Source organism: Streptomyces sp. NPDC002386, from assembly GCF_053593175.1.
The window spans coordinates 125478-138083 of record NZ_JBSFBX010000005.1 but is presented as its reverse complement, the minus strand read 5'-3'; the positions used below and the strand labels follow the sequence as shown (position 1 = coordinate 138083).

Sequence of the window (12606 nt, the reverse complement as noted above, 5' to 3'; positions counted from 1 at the left end):
CGGCATGGGCAGGACCGCGCTGATCGTCATCGACATGATCAACACCTACGACCACAAGGACGCCGAGCTGCTGCTCCCCTCGGTGACCTCCGTCGTGCCCGTGCTGACCGGGCTCCTCGGGCGGGCCCGGCGCGAGGACGTGCCGGTGATCTACGTGAACGACAACTTCGGCGAGTGGCGCTCCCACCACGGCGAACTGCTGGAGCACGCGCTGGCCGGACCGCACGCCGAGCTGGTCGAGCCGTTGCGGCCCGACCGGAGGTCCCTGTTCGTGGTCAAGGCCCGCCACTCGATCTTCTTCGACACCCCGCTGACGTACCTGCTCCACCAGCAGGGGACCGACCGGCTGGTGCTGACCGGCCAGGTCACCGAGCAGTGCGTGCTCTACTCCTCCCTCGACGCCCACATCAGGCACTTCGACGTGGTGGTCCCCCGGGACGCGGTGGCGCACATCCACGCGGACCTGGCGGAGGCGGCCCTGCGCATGATGGAGCGGAACATGGGGGCCCGGGTGTGCGAGAGCCGGGAGCTGTGGGCCTGAGACCTCGCGACCACCTCTCCACGGCCCCTACGGCCGGTCCAGGAGGCCCGACACCTGCTCCCGGACGGCTTCCCAGGCCACCGGCGGCAGCGCGCCGAGAGGCGTTTTGCCCAGCGCGCCGAGGGCGTCCTCGGCATCCGCGCCGCGGACGACGTCCCCGCTGAGCACGTCGTAGCCGGCGCGCACGGCGACGCGCAGGCGCGGGCCCCGCCTGCCGTCGTGCAGCGCCGAGGCGACGACCAGGGGCGGCGGGCCGCCGTCCGCGCCGGGGAACTTGCGGTACGCGGCGGCGACCGGCTCCCGCCAGTGCACGCCGAGCAGCACCGCGCGTCCGGCCGCGGCCTCGGCGAGGCCGGTCTCCCGGACACCGTCCGGACCCAGCACCCTCGCGCGGGCGTCCAGGACGAGCGCGGGCGGAAGCAGACACCGCAGGGTGCTGCCCACGAGGTTGCCGCCCACCGTGGCCGTCCGGCGCACGGCTCCGGTGCCCACCGAGGCGGCGGCGCGGCGCAGCACGTCCGGCACCCGGTCGTCGAGGCGGGCGAGGACCACCGCGGCGCCCAGCTCCTCGCGGCCGATCACATTGGCCTCCGGCAGTTCCCGCAGGGACATGGCCCGCGCGGGGAAGCCGTCCCGCTGCCAGGCGGCCCAGACCAGGGTCGCCCCGCCGACCGGCACGGCTCCCTCGGCCAGGCACTCCTGCGCTTCGGACACGGACGTGGGCAGACGCAGCAGCACGGTGGCCGACCTGCCTTCCTAAGGGGACGACTGGGCAGCCGGCGTGGCGGCGCCCCGGTGTCGGGCTCGCCGGCACGGCGGAGTCTGCTCGCCCCGGCGGGGGCGCGTACAGGGCTCACGCGAGCATGGGCGCTTCGGCCCGAGGGGTCTCGGACGGCCTTCCGCGGGGTGTGCCGGGGACCGCCGGTCGGGTGATCCGCCCCGCGCCCCCGGGGGCCGGAGGGCCGGTAAATCCCGGCATCCGTGTCATTCGTAATAAACATGGCCAAGGCCGCGAAGTGGCAGCCTCAGGGTGATCGAACGAAACTGAAGCTGGCGGTTCGTGATCAGGAATGACACGCCAGGAACCTCCGACGGCCCGGCCGGGCCGACCTTCGGTCCACGCGGACCGCGGACCGGCCGCGCCCCGCCGTCGGCTGCCCCAGAAGCCCTGCAGGAGATCGAATGGTGGAACAGTCCTCCGAGGTCCAGATAGCAGGACCGGACGAAGGCACGGTCACCAGTCGGAACGACGCGGGTCCGGCGGAAGCGGACACCGAGAGAGAACTCGCCGTCGCGCTGGCCGACGTCGTGGGCGTCGCGACCGTACCGGTGGACGGGCACTTCTTCACCGACCTCGGCGCCAACTCCCTGGTGATGGCGCAGTTCTGCGCCCGCGTCAGGAAGCGGACCGACCTTCCTTCCCCGTCCATGAAGGACATCTACCGGTACCCCACGATCCGGAGCCTCGCGGCCGCTCTCGCGGAAACCGCCCCCCAGGCCACCGCGGCCGCTCCCGCCGTCTCGTCACAGGCACCGGACGCCGTGCCCGACCGGGTACCGCGCCCGAGCAGCCGTAGCCATTTCCTCTGCGGTCTGTCCCAGTTGCTCGTCTTCCTGTCGTACTCCCTGGTCGCCGGGTTCGTCACGGACCGCGGCTACCGGTGGATCGCGGCCGGCTCGGGAGCGGCCGACATCTACGTGCGGTCGCTGCTGTTCGGCGGCCTCGGGTTCATCGCCCTGTGCGTGTTCCCCGTCGTCGCCAAGTGGGTGCTCGTGGGCCGCTGGAAGCCGGCCGAATTCCCGCTCTGGGGCCCGCGTTACTTCCGCTTCTGGCTCCTGAAGGTACTGCTGCACGCGAACCCGATGATCCTCTTCGTCGGGAACCCGCTGTACGTGCTGTACCTGCGGGCCCTCGGCGCGCGCGTCGGCAAGGGGGTCACGATCCTCACCCGCTCCGTGCCGGTCTGCACCGACCTGGTGACGATCGGCGCCGGAACGGTGATCCGCAAGGACTCCTTCCTCCTCGGCTACCGGGCCCACTCCGGACGGATCCAGACCGGCCGGATCACCCTCGGCCGGGGCGCCTTCGTCGGTGAGAAGACCATTCTGGACATCGACACCTCGATCGGTGACGACGCGCAGATCGGCCACTCCTCGGCGCTGCACCGCGGCCAGGCGGTCCCGGACGGCGAGCGCTGGCACGGCTCCCCGGCGGAGCCCGGCGGCCCCGACTACGTGCGCGTCGAACCGGCCGCGTGCGGCAGCGCGCGCCGGGCCTGGTTCGGGTTCGTGACGCTGGCTCAGCTCTTCTTCCTGTACATCCCCGTGGCCGTGGGCGGAATCTACATGCTGTTCACCGAGGTCCCGGCACTCGGAAAGCGATTGGAGCCCCAGACGGCCGCGCTGTCCCGGGCCGAGCTGATCCCCGACGCGCTGCTGCTGTCCCTCGTGCTCTTCGGGGGCTTCCTGGTGGGCGGGCTGCTGGTGCTGTACACCGTGCCGCGCCTGCTGAGGCTGCTGGTCCGGCCCGACCGCGTCTACCCCCTCTACGGGTTCCACTACGCGGCGCACCGGGCGACCGCCCGGATGACGAACATCAGGTTCTTCGCCTGGCTGTTCGGCGACAGCTCCTACATCGTGCACTATCTGCGCGGGCTCGGATACGACCTGTCGCACGTGGAGCAGACGGGATCGAACTTCGGCACCGAGGTGCAGCACGAGACCCCGTTCCTGGTGTCCGTGGGCAGCGGCACGATGGTGGCCGACGGACTCTCCGTCCTGAACGCGGACTACTCCAGCACGTCGTTCCGGCTCTCCCGGACGTCGATCGGGGCGCACAACTTCCTGGGCAACAACATCGCGTACCCCGCCGGGGGCCGCACCGGCGAGAACTGCCTGCTGGCCACGAAGGTGATGGTGCCGCTCGACGGGGAGGTCAGGGAAGGCGTCGGGCTGCTCGGCTCGCCGTGCTTCGAGATTCCCCGGACGGTGGACCGGGACGCGCGCTTCGACGACCTCAGGACCGGCGAGACGCTGCGCCGGCGGCTCGCGGCGAAGAACCGCTACAACCTGCGCTCGATGGGCGTGATGCTGTTCGCCAGGTGGGTGCACACCTTCGGGCTCACCCTGTTCGCCCTCGTCTCGGTGGACCTGTACGGCGTCGCCGGGCAGGTGGTCATCGCCCTCTATCTGGCGGTCACGCTGCTCTTCACCACGCTCTACCACGTCCTGGTGGAACGCCTGATCATGCGGTTCCGCAGGCTGCGGCCCCGGCTGTGCTCCATCTACGACCCGTTGTTCTGGCGGCACGAGCGCCTGTGGAAGGTCCCGGACCGTCACCTCAACATCTTCAACGGCACCCCCTTCAAGAGCCTCGCCTGGCGCCTGATGGGCGTGCGCATCGGCCGCAGGGTGTTCGACGACGGCTGCTACCTGACGGAGCGGACGCTGACCGTCATCGGCGACGACTGCACGCTGAACGCGGGGAGCAAGATCCAGTGCCACTCGCAGGAGGACGGCACGTTCAAGTCCGAGGGCACCACCCTCGGGGTCGGCTGCACGCTGGGCGTCGGCTCCCATGTGCACTACGGCGTGACGGTGGGTGACGGCGCCGTGCTGGCGGCCGACTCCTTCCTGATGAAGGGCGAGGAGGTCCCGCCGCACGCGCGGTGGGGCGGCAACCCCGCCGTGGACATGCCCGAGGCCGCCGGCCGGCCCGGTGACGGCGACCTGGCGGCACCCCCGTGCCCGGCCGGCGCCACTTCGGTGACGGTGAGTTGAGGAAGGCCATTCGATGAGAGCGCGCGTGGATGCGGACCGGGAGTTCTGGAGCCGTGTGCTGACAGCCGGCGGCGCCACCTCGGTGCCGCGGTGGGTCCGGGAGCCGGTGCCGGGAACGGCGGAGTTCGAGGCCGCCGTACCGGGCGACGTCGCCGAGGCGGTGCGCGGCCTCGCCGAGCGGTGCGGGGCGCCGGCCGGCGCGCTGCTGCTGGCGGCGCACGCCAAGGTGCTGGCCGCCCTCTCCGGCGAGCAGGACGTGGTGACGGGGTACGCCGCGGGCCCGCGCGGAGAACCCCTGCCCTGCCGTCTCACCGTCCCCCCGGGATCCTGGCGGGACCTGGTGTCCGCCGCCCGGCGGGCCGAGGCCGAGGTTCGGGAGCACCGGGAGTTCCCGGTGGCGGAACTGCGGCGGGAGCTGGGTCTGACCGAGCCCTCCTACGAGGTCGTGCTCGGGCCCCCGGACGCCGCGGACACCTTCGCCGACGAGGGCGTGCTGCAGGTGCGCTGGACCGGCGGGGAAGAGCGGCCGGTGCTGCGGCTGCGGTACCGCACGGACGTGCTGGACGCCGCCTGCGCGAAGCGGATCGCCGGCTACCACCTGACGGCGCTGCGGCTGATGACGGCCGACGTGGACGCCGGGCACACGGAGCGGAGCCTGCTGGACGACGACGAGGTGCGCGAGCAGCTCGAGGGGTTCGCCGGGCCGCACCGGCCGCTGCCGGACGCGCGGGCGCACGAACTGTTCGAGCGGCGGGCCCGGGAGCACCCGGAGGCCGTGGCCGCGGTGCGGGGCGACCGGGAGTGGACCTACGGCGAGCTCAACGCGCGCGCCAACCGGCTGGCCAGGGCCCTGCTGGCCCGCGGGATCGGCCGCGAGGACGTGGTCGCCGTGGTCACCGAACGCGACCTCGACTGGCTGGCCGCGACGCTGGCGGTGTTCAAGGCGGGGGGCGTGTACCTGCCGATCGAGCCGCACTTCCCCGCCGGCCGGATCGCGGCGACCCTGTCCCGGGCCGGCTGCCGCCTGGTGCTGACCGAGTCCGGCAGCACCGCCACCCTCGACGAGGCGCTCGCCACGCTCTCGGACACCGCGAAGCTGCTGGTCGAGGAGGCCTACGCGGAACCGCACGCCGAGGACGACCCCGGAGTGCGGGTGGACGCGGGACAGCTCGCCTACATCTACTTCACCTCCGGCTCCACCGGCGAGCCGAAGGGCGCGATGTGCGAGCACGCGGGGATGCTCAACCACCTCTTCGCCAAGATCGACGACCTGGGGATCGGCGAGGGCTCGGTGGTGGCGCAGACGGCTCCGCAGTGCTTCGACATCTCGCTGTGGCAACTGGTGTCCGCGCTGCTGGTGGGCGGGCGGACGCTGCTGGTCCCGCAGGACGTGATCGTGGACGTGGAGCGGTTCGTCGACACCCTGGCCGAGGGCCGGGTCACCGTGGCGCAGGTCGTGCCCTCGTACCTGGAGGTCGTGGTCGCGTACCTGGAGCGGCACCCCCGCGCGCTGCCCGATCTGCGCCGGGTGTCGGTGACCGGTGAGGCGCTGAAACGGGAATTGGTCCAGCGGTGGTTCGCGAGCCGGCCGGGGATCGGGCTGGTCAACGCCTACGGCCTGACGGAGACCTCGGACGACACCAACCACGAGGTCATGGACCGGGTGCCCGAACGGGTGCTGCTGGGCCGCGCGGTGAACAACGTCCGCGTCCACGTCGTGGACGAGCGGCTGGCGCCGGTACCGATGGGCGCCCCCGGCCTGATCGCGTTCTCCGGTGTCTGCGTGGGCCGGGGGTACGTCAACGACCCCGAGCGCACCCGGGAGGCGTACCGCGAGGACCCCTACCGGCCGGGTGAGCGGCTCTACCTGGGCGGCGACTGGGGGCGCTGGCACCCGGACGGCAGGCTGGAGTTCCTGGGCCGCCGGGACAACCAGGTCAAGATCCGCGGCTTCCGGATCGAGATCGGCGAGATCGAGAACACGCTGCTGCGGGTACCCGGGGTGCGGGACGCCTCGGTGGTCGTCGCCGAGCAGGGCGGCGGGAGCAAGCACCTCATCGCCTACTACACGGGTGAGCGGCAGACCGTGGAGACGCTGCGGGAGTCGCTGGGAGGCGTGCTGCCCGGCTACATGGTGCCCTCGGCCTTCCACTGGCAGCCGGAACTGCCGCTGACCGCCAACGGCAAGACCGACCGCAAGGCGCTCACCGCGCTGGCCGAGCGCACGCCGGAACCCGCGGCGGGCGACGGCTCCGAGGAGCGCGAGGGTGCGCCGCTCACCCCGACCGAGCGCAAACTGGCCGCCGCCTGGGCCGAGTTGCTGGGTGTGCCCGAGCACCGGATCGGCCGGACGGCCCACTTCTTCGACTCCGGCGGCACCTCCCTGACGGCGGTCCGGCTCACCATCGCGCTCGACCGCGCGGTGTCCCTGAAGGACATCACCCGGCAGCCGGTCCTCGCCGACCTCGCGGCCCTGCTCGACGGCGCGGGCCGGCAGCGCACCGAGCTGCTCCAGCCGCTGTCGCCGGCGGCCGGTACCGCGCAGTGCGCCCTGATCTGCTTCCCCTACGCGGGCGGCAACGCCGTCAACTACCAGCCGATGGCCGGTGTGCTGGCGGACAGCGGCCTGCGGGTCCTCGCGGTCGACCTGCCCGGGCACGACCTGTCCGACCGTCCCGAGCCGTTCGCGTCGATCGCGCGGGTGGCGGAGCGGGTCGTGGACGAGATCGCCGCGCGCGGTCTGACCCGGGTCATGGTCTGGGGCCACTCGTCGGGTGCCGCGCCGGCCGTGGAGACGGCCAGACGGCTCGAGGAGCGCGGGGTGACCGTGTCCCGGGTGTTCCTCGGCGCCCAGTTGCTCGGCACCGCCGACGAGCGGCGGGCCGCCGCCGAGGAGCTGAGCGGCCGCAGCGACGCGGAGATCGCCGCCCGGCTGACCTCGGACAGCGGCTACACCGAACTCGCGGAGCTGAACGCCCGGCACGCCGGGCTCATCGGTGCCGCCTACCGGCACGACTGCGTGTCCGCGCACCGCTACTTCCGTGACGCCCTGCGCAATCCGCCGGCGGTACGGCTGGCCGCTCCGGTCTCCGTGGTCGTGGCCGCCGACGACCCGCACACCGCCGGGCACGCCGACCGCCACCGGGACTGGCTGCTGCTGGCCGACCACGTGGAGCTGCACGAACTCCCCGACGGGGGCCACTACTTCCCGCGCACGCGGCCGGCCGAGGCGGCGCGGGCCGTCCTGACCGCCGCGGCGCCCCTGGCCCCTTCCTGAACCTCGCCGAGCCCGCAGCCGGGCAACGAAAGGAATCCGAGATGTCCTCCTCACCTCTGGCCCCCTCGCTCGACGTGGAGCCCCGGCCGGGCAGTCCCGCCATCGTGCGCGTCGACTCCCCCGGTGACGCCGCGGGTTGGGCGGCCGAGCACCGTCAGTCGCTGCGCGCGCAGGTCACCGAGCACGGGGCGCTCCTCGTCCGCGGGCTGGGGCTGCGGGACGCGGACGGGGCCGGAGCGGTCTTCGCGAAGCTGGCCGGTGCCCTCATGACGGAGCGGGAGGCGTTCGCCCCCCGGGAGCCCCTCGGCCCGGGGCTGTACTCCTCGACCGCCTGGCCGGCCAACCAGCCGATGTGCATGCACCACGAGCTGAGTTACACGCTGGAGGTGCCCGGCCTGATGCTGTTCGCCTGCCTGACCGCGCCCGACGGGGGCGGCGCCACGGCGGTGGCCGACGCAGAAGAGGTGCTCAGGGCGCTGCCCGCCGGTCTGACCGAGCGGTTCGAGCGCGAGGGCTGGCTGCTGACCCGCAGCTACAACGACGAGATCGGGGCCTCGCTCGCGGAGTCGTTCGGCACCGAGGACCGCGCGGAGATCGAAAGGTACTGCCGTGCGCACGCCATCGACTTCCACTGGCAGCCGGACGGTTCGCTGCGCACCGAGCAGCGCCGCAGCGCCGTGGTGCGGCACCCGGTGACCGGCGGGCGCTGCTGGTTCAACCAGATCGCGTTCCTCAACGAGTGGACGCTCGCCCCGGAGGTGCGCGAGTACCTGGTGGACGAGTACGGCGCGGACGGCCTGCCGTTCAACACCCGCTACGGCGACGGCTCCCCGATCGGCGAGGACGTCGTCCAGCTGCTCAACGCAACGTACGAGAAGCACACCAGGCGCGAGCCCTGGCAGACGGGTGACCTGCTGCTGGTGGACAACATCCGCACCGCGCACAGCAGGGAGCCCTTCACCGGCGAGCGGCGGGTGGTGGTCGGCATGGCCGAGCCTCAGCGCCTGGCCGACGGCTGCCCGACCCCGGAGGCGAGTGAGCGATGACCCATCTTCTGTCGGCCGGTACCCAGCCGGCCACGTCCGTCCCGGCCACCGTGCCGACGTTCGCGGTGATCTCCGGCGAACAGGTGCAGCAGGCGCTCGGCGGCCGCGAGAAACAGATCGTGGAGCTGGTCGAGGCGACCTACCGGCTGCACGGCGCCGGGGACTCGGTGAACCCGCCGTCGTACTTCCTGCGCTTCCCCGACCGGCCCACCTCCCGGATCATCGCGCTGCCCGCCTCCATCGGCGGCTCGGTGCACGTGGACGGTGTGAAGTGGATCTCCAGCTTCCCGGAGAACGTGAACGCCGGGCTGCCCCGGGCCTCCGCGGTGCTCATCCTCAACGACCACGACACGGGCTACCCGTTCGCGTGCATGGAGAGCTCCATCATCAGCGCCACCAGGACGGCGGCGTCCGCCGCGCTGGCCGCCGACTGGCTCAGCCGCACCCGTGCCCGGCCCACCCGCGTGGGCTTCTTCGGCACCGGTCTGATCGCCCGGTACATCCACACCTTCCTGGCCGGCACCGGCTGGGCGTTCGACTCGATCGGCGTGCACGACGTGTCCCCCGACAGCGCGGCCGGCTTCAGCGGCTATCTGCGCGGGACCGGCACCTCGGCGCGGATCACCGTCCACGACAGCGCCGAGGCGCTCGTCCGCTCCAGCGACCTCGTGGTCTTCGCCACCGTCGCCGGCCGGCCGCACGTCACGTCGCCGGCCTGGTTCGACCACAACCCCGTGGTGCTGCACGTGTCGCTGCGCGACCTCGCCCCCGAGGTCCTGCTCGGCGCGGCGAACTTCGTCGACGACGTCGAGCACTGCCTGAAGGCCGACACCTCCCCCCATCTGGTCGAGCAGCGCACCGGCGACCGCGACTTCCTGAACGGCACCCTCAACGACGTGATGCTCGGCCGGGCCGCGCCGCCGCCCGACCAGCCGGTGATCTTCTCGCCCTTCGGTCTGGGCGTCCTCGATCTCGCCGTCGGCAAGTACGTCTACGACGAAGTGGCCCGGACGGGGAACCTCCGCCTCGTCGACGACTTCTTCCACGACCTGCGTCGGTACGGCTGAGCCCCCTCTCAGCCGGGACCAGGAGGCCCGCCGTGCCCGTCATTTCCTCCCCCAACGCCTTCAACGAAGGCAACCTCTTCGTCGACCTGGAGTCGATCTTCGGGTGCCCCCTCTACCTGAAATGCGAGGGCTTCAACTTCGCCGGCTCCATCAAGCTGAAAGCCGCGAACGAGATGGTGGAGAGCGCCGAGCGGGACGGGATCCTGAAGCCGGACTCCGTCCTCGTGGAGTCCTCCTCGGGGAACCTGGGCGTGGCGCTCAGCATGATCGCCGCGAGCAAGGGCTACCGGTTCCTGTGCGTCACGGACGCCCGCTGCAACCTGTCGACCAGGCTGCTGATGGAGGCCCTGGGCAGCCAGGTGCACGTGGTGGCCGACCTGGACGAGAACGGCGGCTTCCTCGGCACGCGCCTGGAGTACGTCCGGTCGCTGTGCGAGTCCGACGACCGGTACGTGTGGCTCAGCCAGTACACGAACCCGGGCAACTGGCGCGCGCACTACCGGACCACCGGGCCGGAGATCGCCAGTCACTTCCCGCGTCTGGACGTGCTGTTCGTCGGTGCGGGCACCACCGGAACCCTGATGGGCTGCGCGCGCTTCTTCCGGCAGTGGCACCGCCCGGTGCGGATCGTCGCGGTGGACAGCGTGGGCTCGGTGGCCTTCGGCGGGGAGCCGGGCCGCCGGATGATCCCCGGCCTGGGGATGAGCATGCGCCCGCCGCTGCTGGACGAGTCCTACGTGGACGAGGTGATCCGGGTGGAGGAGGCCGACACCATCCGCACCTGCCACCGGATGGCCAGGCGCGGCTTCCTGTTCGGCGGTTCCACCGGCACGGTGGTCAGCGGGGCGACCGACTGGCTGGCCGAGCACGACACCGGCGGCACGACCGCGGTGGCCATCGCGCCCGACCTCGGCGAGCGCTACCTCGACACCATCTACCAGACCAACTGGCTGCAGGACCTGTACGGCGAGCACATCCTGGACACGGTCCGGGACCCGGTCCAGGTGGACGGCGGCTCCCAGGAGGTCGGCTCCGCCGGCCGCTCGCCGGAACGCCGCCGACGGCGGTAGGGAGCCCGTGCCCCCGTCGTGGAGTACAGTATTCATCAGTCGATGAATTAATGTTCTCCGGAGAGACGGGGGCATGATGGAGCGGACCACGTGCTGTGTGGTGGGAGGCGGTCCCGCCGGGATGGTGCTCGCCCTGCTGCTGGCGCGGACGGGCGTCGAGGTGACGGTGCTGGAGAAGCACGGTGACTTCCTCCGCGACTTCCGCGGCGACACCGTGCACCCCTCGACCCTGGCGCTGCTGGACGACCTGGGGCTGGCCGAGCGCTTCGCCCGGCTGCCGCAGCGCAGGGTGCGTACCGTCCGGCTGCCCGTGGGCGACGGGCGGTCGCAGGTCACGGTCGCCGACCTCTCGGTGCTGCGCGGCCCGTACAACTACGTGGCGATGGTCCCCCAGTGGGACCTGCTCGACCTGCTGGCCGCCGAGGCCGGACGGGAGGCGACGTTCCGGCTGCGCATGAACACCGAGGCGACCGCCCTGCTGACCGAGGGCGGCCGGGTGACCGGGGTGCGCTACCGCACCTCCGACGGCCGCACCGGCGAACTGCGCGCCACGCTCACCGTCGCCTGCGACGGCCGGGGCTCCCTGGCGCGTGGACGGCCGGAACTCGGGCTGCGCCGCTTCGGCTGCCCGATGGACGCCTGGTGGTTCCGGCTGCCGCGCCGGGAGAGCGACCCGAGCGGTCTGGTCGGTGGCGCCGGGGACCGCTTCCTCACCGCGATGATCGACCGCGGTCACTACTGGCAGTGCGCGGCGCTCATCCGCAAGGGCAGCGACCGGCAGCGCCGGGCGGCCGGCCTGGACCGGTTCCGGGCCGAGTTCGGTGCCGCCGTCCCCTGGATCGCGGACCGCACCGGGCAGCTCGCCTCATGGGACGAGGTCAGGCTCCTCGACGTACGCCTGGACCGGCTGCGCCGCTGGCACCGGCCGGGACTGCTGTGCATCGGCGACGCCGCGCACGCGATGTCCCCAGTCTTCGGCATCGGCATCAACCTCGCCGTCGAGGACGCCGTGGCCGCCGCGCGGTACCTGGCCGCCCCGCTCGGGCGCGGGACCGTGGGGCTGCGCGACGTCCGCAGGGTGCAGCGCCGGCGCCGCCCCACCACGGTCCTCACCCAGGCGCTGCAACGGGCGGCCCACGCCCGCTTCGTCGCTCCGGTGCTGGACGGACGGCCGCCCCTCGGGAGCGCGGCACGCGCCCGGCGCCTCGCCGCGCTGGTCACCGGATCGCGGCTCGGCCGCCTCCCGGCGTACTTCATCGGGTACGGCGCGCTGCGGGAGCGCCCGCCGGATGCGGCGGTCCGGTAGCCGCCGTCCGCGGACCGTCCCGCCGCACCCCGGGCCGCCGGACGTCAGATCCGGCCGCCGGTGAGGCGGGTGATCGGCCCCTGGGTGCGGCGGCCCGAGCGGCGGCCGGCCGCGTAGGAGGCGACACCCACCGCGGTCACACCGGCGCTCACGCCCGCGGCCACGATCTTGCGGTGGGCGAGGACCGCCCACGCGGTCGTGGCCACCGTGGCGACCCGGCCCGAGGCCGCGACGGCCGCCCGCCGTCCCGCTTCGACGCCCTTGGCCGCCGCGCTCACCGTGCCGGCCATGCCGTCGGCGGCGCGCCCGGTGGCCTTCTTCGCCGCTGACGCTCCGTCACCGGCCGCGGTCTCGGCCTTCTTCGCGGCGCCGGAGGCCGGTGCGGTCGCCTTGGCGGCGGTGCGCCGGGCCGCCGAGGCGGCGTTGCGCTTCTTGTCCTGCATCTGCTGGCTCGTGCCCTTGTTCGGTTCACTCATGGAATGCGGCTTGCCCCTCACGCAGCCCGCAAACGTGGCCTCG

The 12606-nt window shown here is 72.8% G+C and carries 9 protein-coding genes; 7 read left to right on the top strand and 2 right to left on the bottom strand.

Translation table 11 applies throughout. The features are described 5' to 3' along the window. The first annotated feature begins 4 nt into the window (after positions 1-4). Entirely contained in the window at positions 5-541 is a 537-nt protein-coding gene (locus ACWCPN_RS12580) for an isochorismatase family cysteine hydrolase (RefSeq protein WP_451204730.1), read from the top strand. A 27-nt stretch (positions 542-568) separates the two neighbouring features. Here ACWCPN_RS12580 and ACWCPN_RS12575 read toward each other — a convergent pair whose 3' ends face one another. Then, complete coding sequence (locus ACWCPN_RS12575) at positions 569-1279, bottom strand: FAD binding domain-containing protein (RefSeq protein WP_451204728.1); 711 nt, start codon at positions 1277-1279, stop codon at positions 569-571. A 444-nt stretch (positions 1280-1723) separates the two neighbouring features. Between ACWCPN_RS12575 and ACWCPN_RS12570 the strand changes: the two genes are divergently transcribed. The 6 genes from ACWCPN_RS12570 to ACWCPN_RS12545 all read left to right on the top strand — a co-directional run bounded on the left by ACWCPN_RS12570 (position 1724) and on the right by ACWCPN_RS12545 (position 12087). Next, positions 1724-4321: a Pls/PosA family non-ribosomal peptide synthetase gene (locus tag ACWCPN_RS12570; RefSeq protein WP_451204726.1), complete on the top strand. Its 2598-nt coding sequence runs from the start codon at positions 1724-1726 to the stop codon at positions 4319-4321. Positions 4322-4334: 13 nt separating this feature from the next. Beyond that, positions 4335-7598 (top strand): non-ribosomal peptide synthetase, encoded by a 3264-nt coding sequence (locus ACWCPN_RS12565; RefSeq protein WP_451204725.1) that lies wholly within the window; start codon positions 4335-4337, stop codon positions 7596-7598. 41 nt (positions 7599-7639) lie between these two features. Further along, positions 7640-8644 (top strand): TauD/TfdA family dioxygenase, encoded by a 1005-nt coding sequence (locus ACWCPN_RS12560; RefSeq protein WP_451204723.1) that lies wholly within the window; start codon positions 7640-7642, stop codon positions 8642-8644. Next, positions 8641-9711 (top strand): 2,3-diaminopropionate biosynthesis protein SbnB, encoded by a 1071-nt coding sequence (gene sbnB / locus ACWCPN_RS12555; RefSeq protein ID WP_451204721.1) that lies wholly within the window; start codon positions 8641-8643, stop codon positions 9709-9711. Before ACWCPN_RS12560 ends, sbnB begins: the two co-directional genes overlap by 4 nt. A gap of 32 nt (positions 9712-9743) precedes the next feature. Beyond that, entirely contained in the window at positions 9744-10781 is a 1038-nt protein-coding gene (sbnA, locus tag ACWCPN_RS12550) for a 2,3-diaminopropionate biosynthesis protein SbnA (RefSeq protein WP_392403106.1), read from the top strand. Between the two features lie 76 nt (positions 10782-10857). Further along, positions 10858-12087 (top strand): FAD-dependent oxidoreductase, encoded by a 1230-nt coding sequence (locus ACWCPN_RS12545; RefSeq protein ID WP_199213768.1) that lies wholly within the window; start codon positions 10858-10860, stop codon positions 12085-12087. Between the two features lie 44 nt (positions 12088-12131). On the opposite strand, the gene ACWCPN_RS12540 is transcribed toward ACWCPN_RS12545, so the two are convergent. Beyond that, positions 12132-12563, bottom strand: coding sequence for a hypothetical protein (locus ACWCPN_RS12540; RefSeq protein WP_451204719.1), 432 nt, complete (start codon positions 12561-12563; stop codon positions 12132-12134). Positions 12564-12606 lie beyond the last annotated feature (43 nt).